Annotated in this window: 23 protein-coding genes; 1 reads left to right on the forward strand and 22 read right to left on the reverse strand. The window is 42.8% G+C overall.

Annotated features, from left to right (window positions below; translation table 11 throughout):
• Positions 1-186 precede the first annotated feature (186 nt).
• Positions 187-2,421, forward strand: coding sequence for a TonB-dependent receptor family protein (locus tag ACSLUF_RS14585; RefSeq protein ID WP_431128249.1), 2,235 nt, complete (start codon positions 187-189; stop codon positions 2,419-2,421).
• Positions 2,422-2,466: 45 nt separating this feature from the next.
• Here the strand turns inward: ACSLUF_RS14585 and ACSLUF_RS14590 are convergent, their stop codons facing one another.
• From ACSLUF_RS14590 to ACSLUF_RS14695, 22 genes are all read right to left on the reverse strand, one after another.
• The gene (locus ACSLUF_RS14590) at positions 2,467-2,685 is read right to left on the reverse strand and encodes a GDCCVxC domain-containing (seleno)protein (RefSeq protein WP_431128247.1); all 219 of its coding nucleotides are present in this window, start codon (positions 2,683-2,685) and stop codon (positions 2,467-2,469) included.
• Position 2,686: 1 nt separating this feature from the next.
• A complete protein-coding gene (locus ACSLUF_RS14595; protein WP_109649878.1) occupies positions 2,687-3,310 on the reverse strand; it encodes a class I SAM-dependent methyltransferase in 624 nt (207 codons plus the stop codon).
• A 16-nt stretch (positions 3,311-3,326) separates the two neighbouring features.
• Positions 3,327-4,673: a dihydrolipoyl dehydrogenase family protein gene (locus ACSLUF_RS14600; RefSeq protein WP_431128243.1), complete on the reverse strand. Its 1,347-nt coding sequence runs from the start codon at positions 4,671-4,673 to the stop codon at positions 3,327-3,329.
• Entirely contained in the window at positions 4,674-5,297 is a 624-nt protein-coding gene (gene merTP / locus ACSLUF_RS14605; RefSeq protein ID WP_431128240.1) for a mercuric transport protein MerTP, read from the reverse strand.
• Between the two features lies 1 nt (position 5,298).
• Entirely contained in the window at positions 5,299-5,670 is a 372-nt protein-coding gene (locus ACSLUF_RS14610; RefSeq protein WP_431128237.1) for an ArsR/SmtB family transcription factor, read from the reverse strand.
• A 146-nt stretch (positions 5,671-5,816) separates the two neighbouring features.
• Entirely contained in the window at positions 5,817-7,031 is a 1,215-nt protein-coding gene (locus ACSLUF_RS14615) for a hypothetical protein (protein ID WP_431128234.1), read from the reverse strand.
• A complete protein-coding gene (locus ACSLUF_RS14620) occupies positions 7,021-7,461 on the reverse strand; it encodes a ubiquinol-cytochrome c reductase iron-sulfur subunit (RefSeq protein WP_431128231.1) in 441 nt (146 codons plus the stop codon). Before ACSLUF_RS14620 ends, ACSLUF_RS14615 begins: the two co-directional genes overlap by 11 nt.
• A complete protein-coding gene (locus tag ACSLUF_RS14625) occupies positions 7,462-8,661 on the reverse strand; it encodes a di-heme oxidoredictase family protein (RefSeq protein WP_431128228.1) in 1,200 nt (399 codons plus the stop codon).
• Positions 8,662-8,885: 224 nt separating this feature from the next.
• Positions 8,886-10,853 (reverse strand): heavy metal translocating P-type ATPase, encoded by a 1,968-nt coding sequence (locus ACSLUF_RS14630; RefSeq protein ID WP_431128225.1) that lies wholly within the window; start codon positions 10,851-10,853, stop codon positions 8,886-8,888.
• 1 nt (position 10,854) lies between these two features.
• Positions 10,855-11,646, reverse strand: a complete 792-nt coding sequence (locus tag ACSLUF_RS14635; protein ID WP_431128222.1) for a cation transporter — start codon at positions 11,644-11,646, stop codon at positions 10,855-10,857.
• Positions 11,639-11,890, reverse strand: a complete 252-nt coding sequence (locus tag ACSLUF_RS14640) for a hypothetical protein (RefSeq protein ID WP_431128219.1) — start codon at positions 11,888-11,890, stop codon at positions 11,639-11,641. The genes ACSLUF_RS14635 and ACSLUF_RS14640 overlap by 8 nt, the downstream gene beginning before the upstream one ends.
• A gap of 235 nt (positions 11,891-12,125) precedes the next feature.
• Positions 12,126-14,114, reverse strand: a complete 1,989-nt coding sequence (locus tag ACSLUF_RS14645; protein WP_431128216.1) for a heavy metal translocating P-type ATPase — start codon at positions 14,112-14,114, stop codon at positions 12,126-12,128.
• 26 nt (positions 14,115-14,140) lie between these two features.
• Positions 14,141-14,371, reverse strand: a complete 231-nt coding sequence (locus ACSLUF_RS14650) for an STAS/SEC14 domain-containing protein (RefSeq protein ID WP_431128214.1) — start codon at positions 14,369-14,371, stop codon at positions 14,141-14,143.
• Positions 14,372-14,585: 214 nt separating this feature from the next.
• Positions 14,586-15,356 (reverse strand): AlbA family DNA-binding domain-containing protein, encoded by a 771-nt coding sequence (locus tag ACSLUF_RS14655; protein WP_431128211.1) that lies wholly within the window; start codon positions 15,354-15,356, stop codon positions 14,586-14,588.
• Between the two features lie 42 nt (positions 15,357-15,398).
• The gene (locus tag ACSLUF_RS14660) at positions 15,399-15,617 is read right to left on the reverse strand and encodes an SHOCT domain-containing protein (RefSeq protein WP_431128208.1); all 219 of its coding nucleotides are present in this window, start codon (positions 15,615-15,617) and stop codon (positions 15,399-15,401) included.
• Between the two features lie 27 nt (positions 15,618-15,644).
• Positions 15,645-16,016 carry an STAS/SEC14 domain-containing protein gene (locus tag ACSLUF_RS14665; RefSeq protein WP_431128205.1) on the reverse strand — a complete coding sequence of 124 codons (372 nt, stop codon included), beginning with the start codon at positions 16,014-16,016 and terminating at the stop codon, positions 15,645-15,647.
• 34 nt (positions 16,017-16,050) lie between these two features.
• Positions 16,051-16,473 carry a Fur family transcriptional regulator gene (locus ACSLUF_RS14670; RefSeq protein WP_431128202.1) on the reverse strand — a complete coding sequence of 141 codons (423 nt, stop codon included), beginning with the start codon at positions 16,471-16,473 and terminating at the stop codon, positions 16,051-16,053.
• Between the two features lie 49 nt (positions 16,474-16,522).
• The gene (locus tag ACSLUF_RS14675; protein WP_431128199.1) at positions 16,523-17,755 is read right to left on the reverse strand and encodes an efflux RND transporter periplasmic adaptor subunit; all 1,233 of its coding nucleotides are present in this window, start codon (positions 17,753-17,755) and stop codon (positions 16,523-16,525) included.
• A gap of 30 nt (positions 17,756-17,785) precedes the next feature.
• Positions 17,786-22,201 carry a CusA/CzcA family heavy metal efflux RND transporter gene (locus ACSLUF_RS14680; protein WP_431128196.1) on the reverse strand — a complete coding sequence of 1,472 codons (4,416 nt, stop codon included), beginning with the start codon at positions 22,199-22,201 and terminating at the stop codon, positions 17,786-17,788.
• A gap of 101 nt (positions 22,202-22,302) precedes the next feature.
• Positions 22,303-22,611: a DUF6660 family protein gene (locus ACSLUF_RS14685; RefSeq protein WP_431128193.1), complete on the reverse strand. Its 309-nt coding sequence runs from the start codon at positions 22,609-22,611 to the stop codon at positions 22,303-22,305.
• 170 nt (positions 22,612-22,781) lie between these two features.
• Entirely contained in the window at positions 22,782-22,895 is a 114-nt protein-coding gene (locus ACSLUF_RS14690) for a DUF6660 family protein (RefSeq protein ID WP_435623458.1), read from the reverse strand.
• 299 nt (positions 22,896-23,194) lie between these two features.
• Complete coding sequence (locus tag ACSLUF_RS14695) at positions 23,195-24,484, reverse strand: agmatine deiminase family protein (protein ID WP_431174258.1); 1,290 nt, start codon at positions 24,482-24,484, stop codon at positions 23,195-23,197.
• Between the last annotated feature and the right edge of the window lie 64 nt (positions 24,485-24,548).

Raw genomic sequence — 24,548 nt, forward strand, 5'->3', positions numbered from 1 at the left:
ATATACGTAAGTTGATAAGGTGGTCTCCAAACAATTATTTAAAGTAACTATATGAGAAACATTCCAAATTACACATCGCTCGATTTCCTTTCAACAATAATTAATTAGAAACATTCTAAATAATTTTTTTTAATTGTCTAATGCTTCTATATTTGCTTATCTGTATTTAATCTAAATAAATATAAAATGAAGGTTATACTGTTCATGTTGCTACTTTTCATAGTTGCCAGTACCGAGGCATTCTCCCAAGATAACGATTTTAAAGGTGATTCTACATCCATTAAAACCGAAGTGCTAAAAGAAGTAGTTGTAAGTGGAAATGCCATTTTAGGGAGTAAATTTGAAGCAGAGAATAGAACAGGGTCAGCCAGTTATATTTCGGCCAAAGAACTTAGCAAGTTTAATTACAACGATATCAATAGAACGTTAAAAAGTGTACCCGGCGTCAACGTCTATGAGGAAGATGGCTTTGGCTTACGGCCCAATATAAGCCTGCGCGGGACATCTCCAGAACGAAGTGCCAAAATTAATTTGATGGAAGACGGAGTTTTAATTGCACCGGCACCTTATAGTGCGCCCGCGGCCTATTACTTTCCGACAATAGGTAGAATGCAAGCAGTTGAAATCTTAAAGGGTAGCAGCCAAATCCAATACGGTCCCAATACGACCGGTGGAGCAATCAACCTTATTTCAGCTCAGATACCGGAAACCCTTTCTGGCAGTGCCATATTGTCCGCTGGCAATTACAATTCAAGAAATACTGAAATAACGATAGGTGACAGCTACGAAAATTTTGGTTTCGTTAGCCAATATTTCAACTATAATTCCGATGGATTCAAAATTCTTGATGGTGGAGGTAATACCGGATTTGACAAATCCGATTATTTAGCAAAATTTAAGCTTCAAACGAGCAAGGACGCAAAAATTTACCAAGCAATTCTTTTCAAATTTCAATTTTCAGAAGAAACATCCAATGAAACATATTTAGGGCTCACCGAGGCTGATTTTAATGCAAATCCCTATAAAAGATACAGGGCTTCCTCTGAAGATGTGATGAGTGCGGAACACCAACAGTATCAACTGACTCATCTTATAAAACCTTCTTCATTTCTTAGCATCACAACCACGGGATATATCAATAGATTCAAGCGCAATTGGTACAAATTGGATGATGTGGACCTTGGTGAGCGTATTGGAATAAGCAATGTTGTTTCCGATTCCGGCACCTATGCTTCCGAATACACTGCGCTGTTGGGCAATGAAGATACCCCGGCGGATGTTTTTGGAATAAAAGCGAACAACAGAAAATATAATTCAAAGGGTATTCAATCCACCGCGAGGGCATATTGGGGTACCGATTGGTTCCAAAGTCTAGAATTGGGCATAAAGTACCACGAGGATGATGAAGATAGGTTTCAATGGGAAGACCGTTATGCATTTCAAGATAATGAGCTGGTTCGTACCACTGTTGGTGAAAAAGGGGCCGAGGGCAATCGCATTGCATTTTCAAAAGCTTGGGCGACCTATTTTTTGTATAAACTGAGTCTTGAAAATTTGACCTTGACTCCAGGTTTGAGATACGAAAATATTGAATTGGGTAGGTTAGATTATGGGGGTAATGACCCCAACAGATTAGGGGCAGATCTATCAAAACGTGCCAACATTGTCAATGTATGGATTCCGGGGATGGGAGCCAATTATAACTTTTCAAACGATTGGTCCATTTTCGGTGGGGTTCACAAAGGATTTTCCCCTCCTGGAAGTCAAGAAGGGCAAGAGCCGGAGGAAAGCGTAAACTATGAGCTGGGTAGCCGATTCAATTACAAGGGGTTACAAGGGGAAGTAATCGGTTTTTATAATGATTACAAAAATTTATTGGGCAGTGACTTAGCGGCAACAGGAGGTACGGGCACCCTTGACCAGTTCAACGCTGGTGAGGTACGCGTAAGTGGTTTGGAAATCCAAATGAATTACAATCCCCTGAATGAGATAACCAAAAAATTCCGTTTACCACTTTTAATATCGTACACCTATACCGATACCGAGTTCCTAAATTCGTTTGAAAGCGATACCGATATCTTTGGAGAGGTAACTGCAGGTGACGAAATACCCTACATCGCAAAGCACCAATTAAATTTGAATATTGCCCTTGAGCACAAAAAATTTGATTTATCCGCAGGGGCACGATATACCAGTGCAATCAGGACACAGGCCGGTAACGGTTCGATAACTGGACCGTTCAGGGTAGATTCTAACTTAGTAATAGATGTTTCCGGAAGGTACTTCTATAATAGGAATTTTACACTTTCCGCAAATATTATTAATCTTTTGGATGAAACCTATGCCGTAGCCAGAGTACCGGCAGGACTAAGACCTGGACACCCGTTTGGAATCAATGCAGGGTTACAATTTAGTTTTTAAATGGGGTGTTAAGGACAAACAGAAATAGATAACTTTTTTCGAGAATTATTGGCAGCATTGTGACCGTAACTGTATGGGCGGACAGGCCACTGTACCATAGGAACAGAACACACAGCAATCGCCTTCCTTTGGTTTCAATAATTTATTGCAATTTTTACATTCATAGAAAAACTGACAGGCCGTTGTTGGCATTTCCTCTTCTTTCGTATGTCCACATTCGGGACAGGTAATGGTTGAATTTAAAAGGATTCTCTCGTAGTCCATATTATTTTTTCTGAAACAGGTTATAAATAAAATTTTGCTCTGTTTTAAAAGGGGTTTTATGAATTTTTTCAAAGGATTCCAATAGGGTGAAATCTACTTTAAACAATTCCTTTAGTTTTTCAGGAGAATATTGGGTAATCTCCAATCCACTACATCTTTTTGGCCCGGTGGTCGAAAAAGTTGCCAGTATAAAATACGCTCCCGTCTTAAGGGAACGACCTAGTATGTCAATATACTTTAAGATATCTTCTTCCCGTGTGAAGAAATGAAAAGTAGCCCGGTCGTGCCATAACTCAAAGTCTTGGGTCGGTTCAAAATTCAATATGTCCGAATTTATCCACTGCACCTTTGCGGCTGACTTGCCTAATTTTGATTTGGTACGCTGAAGTGCATTTTCTGAAATATCAAGAATGGACAGGTTGTTATAGCCATTTTTCAACAAATGACTTATAAGGTTTGAGTTCCCCCCGCCAATATCAATAATTGAACTATCTTTAGGTAAGTCAAGGGAAGCTATAATATCCAATGAAGTCGAGGGTTTCCCTTCAAACCAACTTACTTCTTCATCACTTTTTCCGGTATAAACCTCTTCCCAGTGCTTTTTAGTGTATTCATCACTTTTCATAAATTTTGATATTTTGTTAAAGCATATAGGGAATATCCGAGGATAATGTTGGATAAGAAAAAATCATCGTCCTTAAATCGTTAATCCTCATCTTGGTCTTTATCGCTATTGCGAACAAATTAATGGTTTCCTCGGCGTTGGGACCAATTAAATGTGCTCCCAGTATCGTATGATCTTCTTTATCGACAATAGTCTTAAAGGCATATTCCTTAACATTCAACCGCTCTGCGTTGAACCAATTGCCCACCTCGTTATAATTGACCTGATATTCGATTTTTTGTGATTTGGCCTCTGCCTCGGTCAGACCTACGGCTGCTAATGTTGGCAAAGTGAAAACCACGGAGGGCATCGGTGGATAGCTCACTTTTTTCGTGTTCCCCTTGATGATATTCGAAGCTACAATATGTCCTTCCATAACGGCTACAGGTGTCAGGGGCAGTCCTTTTGAATCTGCCGCATCTCCGGCCGCATAAACATTTGGGTTCGATGCGCTTTGAAGATATTCGTTGACGGCAACCCCTTCTTTTGAAAAGGATATTCCGGACTTGTCCAGCTCCAAATCAAAAATTGCAGGCGGGCGACCGGCCGAATTGAAAACGGTTTCCGTTCTAAATGTCATTTCTTTACCGTCGGTAGTTCCTGTAACTGTATAGTGGTTATCTCTCTTTTCGATTTTAGAAACTTCGGTCGCTAGAACCAGTTTTATTCCCAATTCCTTCGTGGCATTTATCAAGTGTACTACAATATCCTGTTCAAAGTTTTCCAAAGGTCGTTTGCCCCTATGTACAATAGTTACATCGGCACCACAACGGGCGGCGATATGTGCAAATTCAAAGGCGATGTAACCTCCGCCAATAAAGAGCAGGGATTGGGGCAGCTCCTTTAGATTGAGGAAATCGGTACTCGAAAGTGCCAAGTACCCACCTTCAAAATCCAGTACCCTTGGTTTTGCACCCGTTGCAATCACAATCTTGTCGGCTTCGATAGTATCTGTTCCCAACTGTAGGGTATTTTTGGACAGAAATTTTGCCGAAGAATGATAGGTGTCTATATCATTATGCCTGTATACTTTTTCTATTTTGGGCGGCATTGCATCCACAAAGGATTGTTTGAAGGCCATAATATCCCGCCAATTGACATTGGGAACCGTATCGATACCCTTATCCTTTAAGCGTATTGCAAAATCCCTTACTTCTGTCGCACCGATGATTACCTTTTTGGGGTCGCAACCTCTTAGCGCGCAGGTTCCACCGTAGGGCAGCTCGTCAGTAATGCCTACCTTAAGGCCTTTGGAAGCACATTTATTGGCAATGGTAATCCCTGCCATCCCGGAACCGATAACAAAAACATCGTACTTTTTCATCTACTCGTTTTCTTTGTTTTCACCATCGATTACTTTATAACCTGTGCTGTTTATCGCTTTTTGGATTGCGGCCAAATCGGTTTTGGTCTTATCATATTCCACTACGGTATTCGCACCTTTGTAACTTGCCTTGACCGATAGTATTCCGTCCAGTTTATTTACCTCGCTCTCTACGTGGGCTTCACACCCTGCGCAGGTCATTCCCTCAACATCAAAACTATGCTTTACAATATTGGATTGCGAGACATAGACAATGTCCTTACTGGGCTGCGCATAAAATAGAGTCGAGTAATATGGAAATGCCAGCATCAATCCCGCAAAAACCGTAACTATAAAAAGAAACCTATTGGATTGCCAAAAGGAGGGTTTTGCATCATCCTTACAGGCACAGTCAATTTCCTCCTGTGTTTTTGGTCGTATTTTCTGGTACCAGGCAAAGACCAATACGAGTATAGTGATACCGATAAGATAAGGCCGAAATGGCTCCACCCAAGAAAACGTGGATGCGATTCCACTGGTTCCTGCAATCAAAGCCAAAACCGGGGTTATACAACATACTGATGCCGCTATGGCCGTCAATATTCCTGCATAGGCGACCTTGTTCGAGGTTTTTCCTGTTTCCATTTTATGCTACCTTTTTATTTTTCTGAATTTTGGTAAATACATTGTCCAATACTTCGTTATGATTCCGGACCAATGAATAATACAGGGTCTGCCCCTCACGTCTCGGAGCAATCAATCCCACATCCTTCATTTTACGGATATGCTGCGAAATCGCAGGAACACTCATTTCAAGTATATCGGCAAAATCGCAGGGACAAAGCTCACCTTCCTCGTTCAACAGGAATAGTATCCTTAATCGCGTTTCGTTACCGGCCAGGGCTAGCACTTTGCTGATTTCGACAATCGCCTCTGAGTTTGTTCCCAAGGTTTCGCGACAACGCATTAGCTGCTTTTGGTCGGCCTCGGCGCGTGTACAACTTAATTCAAGTGCCATAGTACTGTTTTTGACAAAGATATATTAATATAATTATTTAAGCAAATACTTAAATTATATTATCCATCGATGCTCTTTTAAAATCACACCTTACTTAAGTACATTCTACCCGGTATGAAATCAAAGCAGCTTTGTAGAATATTTTATTAAAAATAGGTGCTGAATCCAAAATACCATGTAGCGGTTCTTGAGGCTGGATTGTTGAGAATATCATGTTGCCACTGGTATCTGTAGTTAATCCTTAGAACGGTCTGTGGCGTCGGTCTAAAGCTTATTGCAGGTGTAATTGCGAATAAATCATCCCCAATATTCGTATTGGTTTGGGCAAACCTGCCAATGTTGTAGTCCACATAATCCGTTCTGAGCGACAGGTTGAGTACGGCATCTTCCCAGTCCAATACTTCGGTCCTTAGTACCGGTTGAACAATATCCACAAAAAAACCAACTTGCCGATTACCAAACTGCTGCGTAAAAGTGTCCGGAACATCGACCCATATGTAGGCCATCTCACCGATAAACCTTGTCCCCGTTTTTTTAATGGCTGTATTTAAATCCAGGGCAAGAACATCTACCCTCCTTGATTTGGTATCAACCTGAAGGCCGTCAACTTCTTCCCTATTGTAGGTCCCGCCCATATAGGAAATGCCCAATTCCCCTAATTTTCTATGCTTAATGGCGAACTTTCCATTGAGGAGGGCATTGCCGCTAAAATTCTCCTCGAATCGCGAGGAATTCTCCTTCACCGAAGCCAAAAATGTTCTTTCTTCCTCGTTATCTATAATGCTTGTATCAAAGCCATTGGTGAGATATGCTTCATAGCCCAAGGTCCAGGCTCCCTTATATGCCTTTCCATATATACCAAATCCGGCATTGGAGAAAGTGGCGGGCAACAAATTGGTGCTGACATCTGGCCGCTCGACGAACTCCCATTTTGGTCCGTCATGGTTTTGGTTAAAGGATCCTATTGGATTCAGTACGATGCCTCCCCTAAGGTTCAACAAGGGGTGCAAAGCAATGTCCATGGAGGCGAATTCAATGGCAATTTCCTCTGTCCCATTTTCAAATTCCAATTCGGTCAAAAACTTAATGCGTTTAGAAATAGATGCCGAAACGAAAAGGGTCAATCTTCGGGCCTGAAAAGAAAGCCCCTCTGACAATCCGTCCTGAACACTGTAAATTGAGTTCGCCTCTAGATAACCACCCAGATTGACAGGAAACTTATCGAAAGTCAAAAACGGACGGTCATAAACCGCATCCATATTCATCGATTCCCGAATACTGTCCCTATCGATAGTTTGCGAGCTAAGGGTTAAAACGTAGATGTTCATTAAAACAAGGGCCGCATATATTTTACGGGACATGCACATAGATATTTTCATTATCGACGGTTATTTCAAATGATTTGAGATTTTCTTCGGCCGGCCCTTCCAAAACTCTGCCCGAACTGTCAAACTCACTGCCATGACATGGGCAATTAAATATGCCACCGCCAATGTTGAGTTCACAGCCCCTGTGGGTACATTGCATCAAACTGGCCAGATAACCATTGTTTGGTGTTTTGAATATTCCGATCGGATATCCCATGGAATCGCTCTGGATGACCACGAAATCCCGTTCAATCTGCTTTCCCCCTTTCATCTGTTGAAACTCACCCTTTGAAACTCGTAGCATCTCCCCTTCTTCTACGAAGGACGCATAATACAGGCCTGCACAACTACTGATTAAAGCGGAGGAAGCCGGCAGGACCGTTATCAGACACCCAAATTTTTTAATAAAATCTTTTCTATGCACCTATAGGGAATTAATGAATTTTATCAGTTGTGATTTTTCTTTGGGAGTCAGAGACAAGTACCGGGCTTTTGAATTATCGGCCTCACCGCCGTGCAATTCAATTGCCTCTTCAATGCTCGAAGCCCTTCCATCATGTAACAGGAACATTTGCCCGCCTTGGGAATTGGCCGATAAACCGATTCCCCACAGCGGTGGGGTTCTCCATTCAGAAGTCTCGACATTGCCTTCAGTGAATCCATCATCCAGTACGGGCCCCATATTATGTAACAATAAATCCGTGTAGGGATGAAATTCCTTAAAGGATAAGGATTCAATCTGGGAAAACCCTGTGGTCAAAGTGGGAGTGTGACAGGCTGTACATTGTACGGATTCAAAGAGTTCTTTTCCGGCAATGACATCAGGGTCTGTCTGATTTCTGGGAATAGGCGCTTTCAAGGTTTTAAGGTAAAAAACGACATCATTCAAGGTTTGGGTACTAATCTCAGGATCCTCTTCAAGTCCACTGAACGGGTCAATGGGGTCATAAAGGGATGTAATCCCTATGTCCTGGTTATATGCACCAACGGTTTGTTGCAACAAGTCATAACTACCCGCCTTTTTGCCAAATCTGAAGATGTAATTGTTGCCCTGGGGAACACTATTTTCACGAATCTCTGAGAATTCAGGAGGCAGATTGTAGTGCGCTCTTCCGCTAATACCGTCCTGGTCTTCATCAAATGGGTCCGCAAGAGCCAAAATATCCGCATCAGGGACAGCATCCAACAAACCCAATCCCGTCACCGCCGGAGCGACCAAAATGGAAAATGGGTAACCGTCCGGCACGCTCTCAGGTTCAAAACCAGGTATTGCTTTATTTTGAATTTGGTTCCTGCCATCACCAAAGGACAACATCGAGGGTATGGTCAAATCATTGTCACCGAACCTAATGAGTTGATTAAAGGGGTGCCCTTTTCCGTCCCCTGAATGGCAACTTGCACAGCTGGTGCCGACAAACAAGGGGCCAAGGCCCTTTTCAACGGTAAAAACATCATCATTAAAGGCAATATCCCCAGCTAAAAACAGTTGTTGCTCGCTTACGGACAAGCCGTCCAATGGCCCGTCCAACAGCTCAAATTCCATAGGTTCTTCGGGCCCAAAATTTTCACAGCCAAGTAGAGCGATTAAGAACAGGCCAATAAAGAAATGAATGATTTTAGACATTGCTATAATAATATTTATGCTAAAATAAATATATTTTTAGATTAGCCTAAATATATCTACATTAATCTTCCAGTAAAGGGGTAGGTAATTCTTAAAAGGTTTGTTGATCGGATCATGCAAATCCCTTACTGTGGGATATTGCCGGTTGGCTTGATTGAATATATCTATTTCGATTTTTACTCAATAATCGAGATTTGAATGCTCCGAGGATGCCTACTATGCGTTTATGTCCATTTCATCCGCTGTAACCGTACTGCATTAAAAATCGCCAATAACGCCACGCCGACATCCGCAAAAACGGCCTCCCACATTGTGGCAAGTCCACCTGCACCAAGAATAAGCACGATAATTTTTACACCAAAGGCCAATCCGATATTCTGCCAAACGATGCCTCGGGTAGAACGACCTATTTTAACCGCTCTTGCTATTTTGCTGGGTTGGTCGGTCTGGATAATTACGTCTGCCGTTTCAATGGCCACATCACTGCCCAAACCGCCCATTGCGATTCCTACATCACTTGCCGCCAGTACTGGTGCATCGTTGATGCCGTCGCCCATAAAGGCAACCGTTGTATCAGGTTGTTTCTTGAGTTCTTCGACCTCGTTCAGTTTATCTTCGGGTAGTAGGCCACCTTTTGCCCAATCAATATTTAATTCTTTGGAAACCTGTTGTGTAATGGAATCTTTATCGCCCGAAAGCATTATGATTTTTGAAATACCAGCTTCCCTTATTTGTTTGATAGCTTGGTGCGCGTCTTCCTTAAGCTCATCGGCAATGGTCACATATCCAGCGAATTTCCCATCAATAGCAACCATTACTGTCGATTCTACAATGCTATCGGTTTCAGTAGGTACTTCTATTTGGTTTGAGGTCATCAATGCTTTGTTTCCGACCAATACGGTTTTTCCGTTGACCGTTCCTTTTAGTCCCTTTCCGGCGACTTCGGAAACTTCGGCCGCTTCAAAATCCGCACCATCCGCCTTGTACTCCAAAATTGCCTTTGCAATCGGATGGGTGGATTGTTCTTCCATCGCCATTAGGTATTGCATAAATTCCGCTTCCTCGAAAGCGGATTTATTGACTACTTCCTTAATCTTAAACACTCCTTTGGTTACTGTTCCCGTTTTGTCCATTACGACCGTGTTCACTTTGGTCATTGCATCCAAAAAGGATGCACCCTTGAACAGAATCCCGTTTCGCGATGCTGCACCAAGACCACCGAAATACCCCAATGGAATAGAAATAACCAATGCACAAGGACAGGAAATCACTAGGAATATCAAAGCCCTGTACAACCAATCCCTAAACACATAATCGTCCACAAAAAAGTAGGGTAAGAAAGTCAGGCCAATAGCAAGGAAAACAACGATGGGCGTATAAATCCTTGCGAACTTTCGGATAAACAATTCCGTTTTCGATTTACGTGCGGTGGCGTTCTGTACCATATCCAAAATTCGTGCTATGGAACTATCCTTGAATTCCTTGGTCGTTTCTACTTCGATGACCCCATCGAGGTTGATGCTACCGGCAAAGACCTTTTCATCCTTTGCAATGGTATCGGGTTTGCTTTCGCCTGTAATAGCAGCAGTATTCAACGACGCTTTTTCAGATAAAAGAATGCCATCCAAGGGAATTTTTTCGCCCACACGCACCTGTATCTTTTCTCCAATTTCGACCGTTTCGGGATTGACGGAAACAAAATCCCCATCACGAAATACCAAAGCTTCGTCAGGTCGTGCATCCAGCAAAGCCTTGATATTTCCTTTTGCCCGATTGACCGCAGCGTTCTGGAACAGTTCGCCTACGGCATAGAACAACATCACGGCCACACCTTCCGGATACTCGCCTATGGCAAACGCCCCTAAAGTTGCGATGGACATCAAGAAAAATTCCGTAAAGAAGTTGCCTTTTAAGATGCTATTCCAACCTTCCCTGATAACGGGAAACCCAACGGGAATGTAGGCTACCGTGTACCAAACGATTCTGACCCATCCCTTAAAAAAGGGAAAGGCATCAAAATAATCAATGGCAATACCTATCATTAACATTACAAAACTGAAAATTGCTGGCAAATAGGTTTCGAAATTGGATATTTCTTTCGGGCTACTGTGATTATGTCCATCATCGTGGCTGTGCTCGCCCTGGTGTTTATTAGTATCTAAATCGCGTAAGTTTACTTTTTTCTTTTTCATATTATTTTGATAATTTTAAAATCCTTATAGCCCCACGCAGCACAAAGGCAAACACAACACCGCCTATGACCAAATCAGGCCATTTACTGTCTAAAAAATAAACCAGCACCCCTGCCAGGATTACTCCGCCGTTCACAATAATATCGTTTGACGTAAAGATGGCACTGGCCTGCATATGCGCTTCCTTGCTTTTGGCCTTGTTTATGAGCCATAGGGAAACGAGATTGCCGATAAGGGCGAAAATGGAAACGATGATCATCCATTGGAACGAAGGGGTTTCGCTACTGCTTAAAAACCTTCTCACAACTTCCGAAAATCCCAGCAGGGCCAACGCCATTTGAAAGTAACCGCTAAATTTTGCCACTTTCTTCTTTCGCGCAATAGCACCTCCTACAGCAAAGAGGCTCAATGCGTATACGATGGAATCTGCCAACATATCCAACGAATCGGCAATTAGACCCATAGAACCTGAAATCCAACCCGTGGTCATTTCGATAACGAAAAAGCCAAAATTGATGTACAAAACCCACCAGAGTATTTTCTTTTGTTTGGTCTCGTCTTCGGCAATGGGCATTTCGGCCTTTTCCGTTCCCACGAATTTTTCACCCAGGTTCAAATCGCCCAACGCTCTGTTTACTTCTTGGGCAGTCCCCTGATGGTACACGTCCAACCTTCTATTTGGAATGTCAAAGTCCAGATATTTGACTTGAGGGTTTGACTCCAGTTTCATCCTTATCATCTGTTCTTCTGAAGGGCAATCCATTTGACTTACCTTAAAAGTGCTTTTATTCATTTTTCAAACAATTCTTACAGGTCCCTTTGAGGACGGTATTTACCTCATTTATTTTGTAATTAATGGGCAGCCGCTCCTGTTTCATCTCATTGGGCAGGCAAAAGGTCTTACCGCAATGAGTACAATGGAAATGCATATGCAAATCAAGTTCGGCCTCTTTCAACTCTAACTTTTTCGTAATGGCATATTTTAAAATTCCCGTCCCATCATCTATTTGATGCACAAGACCTTTTTCCTCGAACAACTTTAGCGTTCGAAAGAAGGTGGTCCTGTTGGCCGTGTTGTTTTTTTTTATTTATTTTGGCAAATTTTTCCATTATTTCACCGAAACTTGCCGCGCCTTTTCTTCGTCTCAAGTGCCTGTAAATTGATAAACGAACGGGCGTAGGCCTGATTTCCCTTTTTATCAGAATTCTTTCTGTACTGTTCAGTCTTCTGCCCATAATACCCTCATTCACGCGCACATTTGACCCGTGCACTTATTTTTTGTACCCCAAAAGTCGTAGCGCGTTGACCACAACTACCAACGTAGAACCCTCGTGAATGGCCACTGCGATACCGATACTTGCCCAGCTCATAATTGTCGCCGGGATAAGCAGTGCAACCACCCCAAGGCTTACCCATAGGTTCTGCCTGATAACTGACTTTGCCTTTCTGCTCAAACCGATGGCAAAGGGTAGGGTTTCCAGTTTGTCTGCCATCAGGGCGATATCTGCGGTCTCTAAGGCCACGTCGCTGCCCGCTGCACCCATTGCAATACCAACGGTACTGTTCGCCATTGCAGGGGCATCATTGACCCCATCGCCCACCATTGCCAGTTTATTTTCCTGTTCCGCAAGTTTTTTGATGGCTTCCACTTTTTCCTCCGGAAGGAGACTTCCACGTGCTTCGGTCAACCCGATTTCCTCAGCCACGGCATCTGCTACTTTCTGGTTGTCGCCAGTAAGCATTATCATCTTCTTGATGCCGATTTTCTTCAGTTGGGCAAGTGTTTCCTTGGCTTTTTGTCGTGGTGTATCCATTAGCCCGAGCATCCCTATAAATTCATCGCCCCTTTTTATTAGCATCGTGGTCTTTCCTTCCCCTTCAAGTGCTCTTACCTTTTCTGATACTTCGCTGGGAACGCCCTTATCAATATCCTCGAAGAGCTCCAAATTGCCTATGTAAATGGAATTCCCTTGATAGTTTGCCTTTATGCCCTTGCCCTGTACGGCCTCCAAATCATCGGCATCTGGAATCTTTGTGTCTTTCCCGAGCCGTTCCATCCCATCCCGTACAACTGCCTTTGCCAGGGGGTGGTCGCTTAGTTCCTCTACCGCAATCGCGATTTCCAACAGTTCCTTTTTATCTATACTGTCAAAACTTTCGACGTCGGTAAGCTTTGGTTTTCCTTCGGTAAGTGTTCCCGTTTTGTCAAAGGCCAGTGCGGTAAGCACCCCTAAGTCTTCCAACGGGCGGCCACCCTTTATCAAAACCCCGCCACGTGCTGCTCTTGCCACACCACTCAATACAGCCGAAGGCGTAGAAATTGCGAGCGCACAAGGACTTGCAGCCACGAGTACCGCCAAGGAACGATAGAGACTTTCGCTCCACACTTCATCTATGACCAGAAAAGCAAAATTTAATACTATGACCAATAAGATTACTGAGGGCACGTAGTACCGCTCAAACTTGTCGGTCAATAATTGTGTAGGTGATTTTTGGTCTTGAGCCTCTTGAACCATCGTAACCAAGCGGTTGAGGGTAGAATCTTTTGCCTCTTTGATAACCTTTATTTCGAGGGTATTGTTGCCATTGATAGTTCCTGAAAATACACGATTCTCGTCGGGAATATCGCTTTTTGATGTATATTCCTTATCGGGATTTTCTATCGGTGTTTTGTCCACCGGAACACTTTCCCCCGTAATGGGTGACTGGTCTATACTACTATTGCCTTTTACAATTACACCATCGGCAGAAATTTTGCTGTTGGGGCGTACCACGATAGTATCACCTATCTGTAACTCTTCAATTCCGACTTCAACGGTATCGCCATCCTTTTTTAACAGTGCGGTTTTAGGCGCGAGGTCAGTCAATGCTGCGATGGACTTTTTTGCCTTGCCCATTGCATAGTTTTCCAGTGCGTGACCCAGACTAAAAAGGAACAGTAACAAGGCACCTTCTGCCCATTCGCCCAGATAGGCTGCCCCCGCAGCCGCGACCAGCATCAGGAAATCGATTTCAAATTCGCCTTTGGACACTTTGGTAATGGCCTCCTTCAGGGTAAAATAACCTCCAAAAAAATAGGCTGCTATATAGAGTCCAAAAGGGATGTTATCTGAAACCCCTGTGAATTTTTCCAACAAGAAACCCGTGATTAGTGTAACCCCACTCAAAATTGCAAAATAGAGTTCGGTGTTTTTGCCGAAGATGCCGCCGTGGTCGTGGCTTTGACCATCGTCTTTGCCGTGTTTTTCCTTGTCATTCATATTATTAATGGTTTTGTTATCGTTAATTAAGATTTAATCCACTTTTGGGCCTGTTGTTTCTCGGAAATATCAAAAAACTTAACTTCTGAGTTGGTGAAAAAATCAGTTGCCTTCGCGGCCCATTCCTGCCATTTCTTGTTGCCCACAAAGGCCATCTTGCCGTAATCTCCCAAGTGTGCCGAATCAATCTTTAGGTCTTCCCAAAAGCCTTTAAGAGTATAGCCTTTAAAATCTTCCATTTCAAAATAGAAATCCACTTTATGGCCTTTTTCTATGATGTGTGGATGAGCGGATGCATCTTTTCCATATCCTTTTCTGTAAGTTTTCCGCTGATTTTAGCGGCAATAAGATGTTCCTGCTCTATGTTTATTATCTGTACCATATTTGTATATTTTTAATCAAACTAATTAAAACAATCGTGCAACGGAAGTGCAAATAATCCTTCCTGCATGGCCCAATAACCTCCCGTTTTTAGTTGTACTGTGCCTTTTCCTTATCTATATACGCCAGGGCTTGGGGCAAATCGAGTTCGCGCGTGGCATTGCCTATTCTAATATAAAACCGTGACCTTCCGGCCTGGTTCACATAGACGGGCATTTTAGCCGGGTTTATTTCTATCTGGCATACGTCATTTTCGCCATATTTACAAAAAGACACTTTTAGATGTGTACATAAATGGGTACCCAATTTTTGGGAGATCAACTGCATCAGGTATTGCTCAAAACCATCTCTATCAGGTTTTTTCAAGGTTTCGAAATCCCGATTTAGACCAAGGATGTTGCCGTTATCATGAACACCTATGAGCAACCTACCACCCTCGGTATTCATAAACCCAGCTATGTTCTCTGCAATTATAAATTCAAGTTGTTTGTTTACCTTGCCTTGGCGTACGTTCCATCGCAAGCTTGACTTGAATTCCATCTGGCTGCTCTCTCCCTTGTTTATCAGTTCGTGAACGGTATGCCCTTCCATCCGTTTACTGTCCAGTCGAAAAAGCCTTTTTCTGAAAAAGAACATCAGGGCAAGGCTGCTTCCCATTATCCCGAACAATAAGTTCTTTAGGATTTGGTCAAAATCGGTAAGACCCCATACGGTTTTGAAGGCCTCGCCAAAATAGCTTGGCCAGTGACCGGAATCGCCCAACCGGTCAAAAAGAAAAAGGGATAGCCCCAAGGGTTGCAGTATAAAGACCCCAAAGGCAAAACCTGCCAAAAACCATATCCCTATTTTTCTTCTTTGCATTGATAACTGTGTTATAGTCTTCCGGTCAAAAGCAAAACGCTGTTATTTTTTGTCCTTTAACAGGACCGCCTTGAGTTTCTCAAACTCCTCCTCATCGATTTCGCCGAGGGCGTAAAGATCCCGCAAGGCCTCTATTGCGCGGTCTTTCCTTTTTTTCTGTCCCGGTGTGGGGTAGGGAATTAAAAATATCCAAAGGATTAGGATTATCCATAACCCCCACCATATCCAGTGCATTCCCCCGAAATACCAATCGTCCATCATAATTTTCTAGATTTAAAGATTAATGTTTCAGTTAGTATTGCTATTGCTTGTTTGTTCGAGCCAGTTGTTGGCCATGTTTCCATCTTCAGGTCCGAAATATTTTATATGGGCTTCACTAAACGGCAATAGCGATTCGGTGAACCGTTCTTGCCAAGTTTTTTCGCCCACCAAGGCTATTTTCTTAAGCCGTGTTTCTTCGGGAAAGGAAAAATCCAACCTCTCACCGCTGCTTTTCTTCACTCCTTTTTTAGGAGGCTCCATTTCCATATACCAAGCGGCCCGTTCATAGCTTTTCAAATGTTCGTTCAGGGCCTTGACCAAGGTCGCCCCATCATCGGCATCCATTTCTTGATCTGCGATGGTATATATGATTTGGTCTTTTTTGTAGATTGCTATCATTGTCGTATTCTTTTGATGTTGTTGGCCTAAAAGGCTACTCCAAATTGTCACTGCATTTATTGCATACTCCCTTTACGACCAGATTGATATCCTCCGCCATATATCCTTGGGGCAGGTTTACCTGTGGAATTTTACGGTCGGTCAAACAAACGGTCTCGTTGCACCGGGTGCAATGAAAATGCAGGTGCAGGTCGTTGCCTACCTCACATTCACAGTCTTCCTCGCAGAGTGCATACTTCATAATTCCCGTACCATCCTCTATTTGATGTACGACGCCTTTTTCCTCAAATGTTTTCATCGTCCGGAAAAGTGTGCTCCTTTCCGATTTCTCGAAAAAATTCTCCAACTCTCCCAAACTGATGGCCACCTCGCTTTCCAGTAGCTTTTTATAGGTCAACAGACGCATTGGGGTGGGCCGTATGCCCTTGCTCTCCAATTTCTTGACGATTTTTTCCATTTGCTAGCGATTGGGGGTTATACCTTTTAAGGCATTTGCCTGTTTAATTTCAATGGCCATGGGAGGTCTGGCTTTTCTGCATCTCGGAAACGAGGTAATAGGCATTGTTATAGGCGACCATCGTACCTTCCGGCAGCGGTTCCAATAATTTTATTTCCACCCAGCCATCTTCGGATACTCCTGTTCTTACTTGCACCGGTTTCAGTTCCCACTCGGTCTCGATGTCTTCCTGGTGTTTTTCGGCGGTAAAAATGTAAGGTTTGCCTTCCTCTTCTACAATAGCGTCTTCTGGTAGGGCATATACTTCCTGGGTATTGGTATGAATTTTCCCATTGATGTACATGCCGGGGATTAAAAAATCTTCTTTTTGATCAATCTCTGCATGTACGTGCACGGCCTTGGGATTTTGCTCAAACTGCTTACCTACCGAATAGATTTTGGCTGTCAAGGTAGTTCCGGGAACAGACTCTACTGTAAAAGATATTTTTTGCCCTTTCTTTACTTTATACACATCCTTTTCAAACACCATCAGGTCGGCATGAATGTGATCGGTATTGACAATCCTGAACATGACCGTTTGAGGATCAACAAATTGACCCAGCTGCACTTCTACCTTTTCAATGTAACCTTTGATGGGACTTACCACAGGTACGTACTCATATATGTCACCATTTTGAATCTTCGATACATTCAGATTAAGTTGTTTTAGCTGTGCTTCATAGCCCTTTGCTTCTCCTTTTATGGTTTGATAGTCAGCTAAGGTCTGTTGATAGGTCTTGCCTGAACCCACCTTTTCTTCGTACAATTTTTTCTGTCTTTCATATTCCTTTTCAAGGAATTTCAACTGACTGTATGCACGAACATAATTTGATTGAATGCTGCTAAGATTGGGGTGAGCAAGGTAACCTAATACCTGTCCCTTATTCACCTGGTCCCCTTCAATTACTTTAATAGAAGTCACATTGGCACCTAAAATAGCAGTGACAGTTGCCTCGTGCTGTGGAGGTACCTCTAACTGGCCATTGGCCTGAACCACTCCTGATAGTGCCCGAGTAGGTAGGGCGTCTACCTTAATGTCCAAACTTTGGAACTTCATATCAGAAAGGTGTACCTCGGCCATCCCTTCTTCACCATGTTCGCCTTCTTCACCTTCATTTCCGTCTTCACCTTCTATGTGGTTTTCATGTGAATCTTCAGCCGTATCAGCCGATTTGTTGCCACACCCTGTAAATACCGATACCATCAGTACCAGGGCCAGTATATATATGATTTGCTTTTTCATTCTTTTTAGTATTTTGTTCTTTTAAATTTTTTATTGACCTATTAGGAATTCCAGATTGATTACCGACTGGTTATAGCCATTCAGTGTGTTGAGGTAATTGAATTTGAGGTTCAATGCCTGGTTTAGGTTTTGAAAATATTCGACATAGTCTATATTCCCACTTTCGAAGCTCTTCTGGGCGTTATCAATGATGAGATCGGCCTGAGGAATCGCTTTCTCATTGTAATAATTCAGGCTGTTTCGAAACTTGTTGATCTCTTCTATTTGCTTACTAAACTGCCCCCTAATGGTTGTCTGAAAATACTCCCAATTTGTCCTGGCCATTTGCTCACGCAAGCCAGCGGCCTTTACATCAGCCTTATAGGATCCAAAAAACAGTGGAACGGCTATGCCTGCCTGTACGCCCCCAAACCTGTCAGAAGACCCGGCAATACCTCCTTCCGATGTTTCACCACCAATCAGAGACTGGTTGAAATACCCTACAAAAAATTCCGGCATCACCCTGGCAGAAGTGACAGATTTCTCCGCTCCGGCAATATCAACCTGTTGCTGCGCAAACCGGAGGAACGGATTATTGGCAATCAGCACAGGGTCTTGAAAAGACAATACCTGACGTTCCTCCAGCTCCGATGGTGAAAATGTTAAACCGGTCGTATCGTTTAACAGTATTTGAAGCTGCTTTTCCTGAATGACTATATCGGCTTCTAACAACTTGAGCTGATTCTGAACCTCCATTACCTGTGTTTCGGCAGAAGCCTTCTCCAGGTAGCTAGTTGCTTCCGTCTCGTACCGTATGGTTGCTGCATTGAGGAATCGTCCATAAATGGTGTCCTGATATACGAGCAACTTACGCCTTTCGTGCAAATAGGCCAATTCGTACCATGTTTGACGGATATTCCATTTAAGTTCATTCTCGGTTACTTCAAGCTGTCTTTGTCCCCCCTCTATCCGTTCGTTGGCCAGGTTGCGCTGTTTACCATAAACTGTGGGAAACTCAAAGGACTGCCCAATACTAAATGAAAGGTCATTTTCAAAGCTGTTGTATTGTCCATATTGCATTCCAATACCTGTCTTACCTGGGTTGAATGCGGCCTTCTTTCCTTGACGTTGAACGTCTATGTTGGTTTTGGCCACTTTTACATTTCCATTATTGGCCAACCCAATGGAGATAGCTTCTTCCAGGGTATTAACCTGTTTAGTTACCTGAGCATTCGCCAGTGTTGGCATTCCTACAAGTCCGCCCACCATAAGCAATACAAGAATAAGATTTGCATTAGGGGTTTTAAGCTCTTTCTTTTTGTCACTTCGCCCCTCTACGAACGTATAGAGCACTGGCAGTACGACAAGCGTAAGCAATGTAGCCGTAAGCATTCCGCCTATCACTACAGTAGCTAAGGGCCGCTGTACTTCAGCTCCGGCAGAACCAGAAAATGCCATCGGCAAGAAGCCGAATATATCTGTAGTTGCTGTAAGCATAATAGGTCTGATTCGTTCTTTTGTCCCAGTTAAAATGCGATCCTTGATATTGGTCACGCCTTCTTCCTTTAATGAATTAAAACGGTTGATCAACACTAGCCCGTTCAACACGGCCACGCCAAACAACACGATAAAGCCCACACCCGCAGAGATACTAAATGGCATATCTCGTAACCAAAGGGCAAATACACCACCGATTGCTGCCATGGGGATGGCTATATAAATCATAATGGATTGGGAAAATGATCCCAGAGCAAAATAGAGCAGTATGAAAATCAGAAACAGAGCGATCGGCACCACTATTTGCAGACGCTGCTTTGCCCTTTGCAGGTTTTCAAATTCACCTCCATAGGTGATGTAGTATCCTGCAGGAAGATCCAGTTGAGCGTCCAGTTTTGCCTGAATGTCATTGACCACAGACTCCACATCCCGGCCTCTTACATTGACCCCCACATACGTTCTTCGGTAGGTATTGTCCCGCGAAATCTGCATAGGTCCCGGCACATAGCTGATGTCAGCTACTTCTTTGATTGGTACCTGTATGCCATCCGGAAGGTCGATGTACAAAGTGCGTACATCGTCGATACTTTGACGGTGCGCCTCATCAAATCGGATGACGAGCTCAAATCGCTTTTCGCCTTCAAATACCACTCCAGCAACTCCGCCAGCAAAAGCAGCACTCACATAATCATTCAGTTTTTGAATGTCCAATCCATATTGTGCTATTTTATCACGATTGTAGCGAACGGTCATTTGTGGTAAACCTGAAGTCCGTTCAGGGTTAACGTCTCCTGCACCCTGCACTGTGGAAATGATATCAGCCATCTCCTGCACTTTGGTAGCAAGAATCTCCAAATCTTCACCGTACAATTTGACAGCAATATCTTCTCTCACGCCCTCCAGCAATTCATTGAAACGAAGCTCTACCGGCTGGGTAAATACCAGATTGACACCTACGAGTTCCTGATCCAATTTATCCTTGATCTTATCAATAAGTTCGTCTTTGCTTTCTGCGGTTACCCATTTGTCTTTGTCTTTTTCCAGAATGAGGTACATGTCTGCTATGTCCATGGGCATAGGGTCCGTTGGAATATCAGCTACTCCGATACGGGCTGTTACCGTTTTGATCTCAGGGAAGTTGTCCAACAAGATATTTTCAATTTTGATCGAAACATCCTGGGATTCAGTCAACGAACTACCCGGACGGATCAAGGCCTGCATGGCTAGGTCTCCTTCATCTAGTTGAGGTACGAATTCTCCACCCATTCGTGAAAAAGCAAAGCCTGCAATACCCAGCAGAACAATGGCTATAACAATTACCGCAGCCTTAAAGCGCATAGCACTTTTCAGCAATGGAAGGTAGACACGTTGAATGCCTCCAATGATTTTATCGCTGATTTTCTCCAACCATCGCTCAAAGCGGCCAAACCAATTTTTCTTATTTTCAATGGGCTTCATAAGCAAGGCAGACATCATGGGGACATAAGTGAGACACAAAACAATAGCTCCAATCATGGCAAATCCAAAGGTGTAGGCCATAGGCTGAAACATTTTGCCCTCTACACCAGTGAGGAAAAGAATAGGGGCAAACACAATGAGGATAATGATCTGACCAAAAAAAGCAGAGCCCATCATGGTACTCCCGGCTTCATAAGCCAGTTCGTCCATTACATCCTGATTAAATTTAATTTTACCTGTGCGGATCCGCTTTTGAATTTCATATACAGTCCCCTCAATAATAATCACCGCCCCATCAATGATGATCCCAAAGTCGATGGCTCCTAAACTCATCAGGTTAGCCCACACATTGAACTGCTTCATCAGGATGAAAGCGAACAGTAGGGATAGCGGAATGGTAGTCGCTGTAATGATCCCGCCACGTAAACTTCCCAGCAAAATCACCAATGCGAAAATGACGATTAATGCCCCCTCGATCAGGTTGGTTTTAACCGTACTGGTAGTTCTGGCAATCAAAGCACTCCTATCAATGATGGTGCTAATTTCCAATCCTTCAGGAAGAGATTTCTCCACTTCTTCCATGCGCTCCTTTACATTTTGAATCACCGCATTGGGGTTGGATCCCTTCAGCATCATAATGATTCCACCAACAGCTTCTTTGCCATCCTGCGTAAATGCTCCATACCTTACTTGATGACCAAACTGTACTTTGGAAGCCACATCATCTATGGTAACAGGAATACCGTTTTCGGTTTTGATAACGATCTTTCGAATGTCATCCAGTGACCGAATCAACCCTTCACCCCGGATGAAATTAGACATCCGGTTTTTTTCAATGTAAGCCCCACCAGTATTGACATTGTTTCTTGCCAGGGCCTCAAATACCTGTGAAATACTGATGTTTTGTGCATTAAGCTTATCCGGACTGACGGCTACCTCATATTGCTTGATGTATCCACCATAGGAATTAACTTCAACGACTCCATCCAACAGGGTAAGTTGTCGCTTTACCACCCAGTCCTGAATCGTTCGCAAATCAGTCGGTGAGTACTTAGTCTCATAGCCTTCCTTTGGCTGAATGGTGTATTCGTAAATCTGCCCCAACCCGGTAGAAATCGGACCCATGGAAGGACTTCCAAATTTCTGTGGTATGGTTTCCTGCAGTTCGTTGAGCTTTTCCTGCACCAGTTGCCGTGGGAGATAGGTACCCATATCGTCTTCAAAAACGATGGTGACTACCGATAGACCAAATCGGGAAATGGATCTGATTTCTTCCACACCTGGAAGATTGCCCATAGCCAGTTCGACCGGATAAGTGACGAACTGCTCTATGTCTTCTGTACCCAGATTTTGGGAAACAGTTATTACCTGTACCTGATTGTTGGTAATATCAGGTACTGAGCCCAGGTTAACCGTGGACATGGAGTAGATGCCTACTCCGATGAGGGCCAACGTAAGCAGACCCACGATGAATTTATTCTTTATGGAAAAAGAAATGATTTTGTTAATCATAGAAAAGAAATGTTTAATTCAGTTGAAAACAGATTTAATATCCCTACTTGTTGGAAAGTGGGTGTTTGCTCACAACAGGATATAGTTATCCCGCTACTGAATTAAACTTGCGGTGGTTGGTAAAGGGAAAGGGTAAAATCTTTGCCAAGGCTGTTAAAATAGGCAAAGTTTACGTGAGAAATCACTAATTGAAGCGGTTGAAATTCGACTATATCAAAATCAATGGTATGCACATGGCAACAATGACACTGGCAGAATGGTGAACATAGCTCACAATCTTGGTCGTGATTGCCATCATAGTCCATTGCCGAAACGACCTGGGCATCATCTTTAGCTGTGCCCGAATCGCCACAGGGCACTACATTGAGCGCCAAAAAGTAAAAGGACAATATGATTGTTAAAAATTTCACGGTATAAAAATATAAAAAAATCGATGCAACACCTATGCAAAAACTGGAAAGCAGGGATAAAAGGTTTCATGAAGCACTAAAAATTAGTTATTCTGCAAATCCATAAATCTTTTGAGGGCGAAATATAGAAGAATTAGGGCTTTCCATATAATAGCTCATATTCCGTAATGTCACAGTGATTTCCAAGGGTGCCCATCAAAAGCTAGGTTTGTAATAACTTGGGAATCATCAGATACGTTGCCTGCATCGCTACAAGGCACTACATTGAGCGCCAGGAAGTACATTGATAATATGATTGCCAAAAATTTCACCTTGCAAAGATAAAAAGTTTTTCGTGCAACTGTGTAGCAAAGATTTATACGGTTTCAAAAAACAGTGATTTTAGATAACTAATCGAAAAAGAATTCCCTTAAAATGTTCTTTTAACCGTACTAGAAAGGATTACTGTTTACTGTCTATGCGATGACCTGGCACCTTGATGCGCAGACTGTTAAGAATTATTTATAAGCTCCAATATAGGAATCTTAAGACAAGCCGTGGCTGGTGATAGGTTATAGGCGTCGTTGTGCATTGAATTTATTGTTCAATATAATGGCAACTTTGGTTGATGCATACTAATACAATGCAAGCCTCCACCTCCTAAATTTACAGCTAACGCATCCAACATTACCACTTTTTTTGTTGGGAAAACTTGCCCAAGTATCCGAATTGCTTCTTCATCCTGTAGTCTGATTTTATCGGGCATTCCCTCTCGCCAATACTTCTGACCAATGACGACCTTATTGGTAATAATGAAATTTAGATAGCTGGCAGGTGCTACCACGGTAATGGTATCTCCTTTTGGAAATTCGCTCCCATCAACATAATCAAGTGTTTTGATATAATCGTATACGTAATCGCCTGGATTCATTGTTGTGAGGATGGTTTGCGGCAATGGCATTCTTACTATTCTAAATGCATTGCCATCTTGATTGGTACTTTTCGAAAGTATTTTGAAGTTTTCTTCCAAACGCCTATGGTTTTCCTTGGCGATTGGATCTTTTAATTCAGCACTGTCAATACTAGCTAAAAGAATAGTGGAATCATTGACAAATCGAGCAAATTCATCCACATGGCCATTGGTCGTAACAACCGTGTATGCTTTGGTGCTGTCAGATGTTGATAATGGGCCAAGAAACGTATGACTATCTTCAAGAAGTCCCTCTTTTAACCAAATAACTTTTTTGACTCCAAGTAGTCTTCGATATTCCGCCTCCATTTCATCCTTGGACATCCGCGGGTTACGACCTTTTTCAACGGTCTCAGTCACCATTACAGTCCCTTTACCGTTAAGCTCACGGTTACCTCCCTCGCTCACCATTGCACTTGATATAAGGGGAAGGTTCAATAATTCAGCAACCCTTTCGTCATACTTCTCTTCAGTTACTGAATTCAGGTCCGTTGTATCACCATAACCCCAAGAATCGAAATTGAAGTCCGCAATGGCAGGGCGTCCATTTTTGGCTTCGACGAATACCGGTCCCATGTCCCTTGCCCAAATTTCTATTGACGGAATGACACGAAAAATTAGATTTTTTGAATCTGAATGTTTTTCAACTATTTTGGATTTAGCTTTTCGAAGTACAATGTCATCAGCACAGCTTATAACAATTTTTAAATCACTTATAAGCGCATCAATAATAGCCATTGTTACCTTCTCTACCGATTCACCTTCTTTATGATCGGTGGTTGGCCAAATTAGCCAAAGAGCGTCAATTTCTTCAAATTCGGCCATTTGTCTAGTAATCTTCACTTGCTCTAGATTTTTATCAGAAATGGAATTACAGGACAGAACCAATAAGGAAATTGCCAATATCAGAATAAGAGATTTCACTTTTTTTGGATTTATGATACACAACTTGTTACATGAGGAATTAAAGTAGGTGTTTAACAGTTCA

Origin of the sequence: Flagellimonas sp., from assembly GCF_965601775.1 — a bacterium.
Lineage (GTDB): Bacteria > Bacteroidota > Bacteroidia > Flavobacteriales > Flavobacteriaceae > Flagellimonas.